The sequence below is a fragment of the Nocardioides abyssi genome (assembly GCF_030412915.1).
GTDB lineage: Bacteria > Actinomycetota > Actinomycetes > Propionibacteriales > Nocardioidaceae > Nocardioides > Nocardioides abyssi.
The window spans coordinates 1-280 of the sequence record NZ_JAUHJR010000137.1; the positions used below are offsets into that span (position 1 = coordinate 1).

A 280-nucleotide genomic window follows, 5' to 3' on the forward strand; every position below is an offset into this window, starting at 1 on the left:
GATCACCGACGCCTACGCGCTGATCAAGCTGCTCAACCGCGACTACGGCATGAACCGTTTCCGCGTGCTGGCCAACATGGCGCAGAGCCCGCAGGAAGGGCGCAACCTGTTCGCCAAGCTGACCAAGGTCACCGACCGCTTCCTCGACGTCGCCCTGCAATACGTCGGCGCCGTGCCGTACGACGAGAGCGTGCGCAAGGCAGTGCAGAAGCAGCGCGCGGTGTACGAAGCCTTCCCTCGCTCCAAGTGCGCCCTGGCCTTCAAGGCCATCGCGCAAAAG

Annotated in this window: 1 pseudogene; it reads left to right on the forward strand. The window is 64.6% G+C overall.

Annotated features, from left to right (window positions below):
- A pseudogene (fleN, locus tag QWY29_RS20240) lies at positions 1 to 280 on the forward strand (flagellar synthesis regulator FleN); the annotation flags it as partial.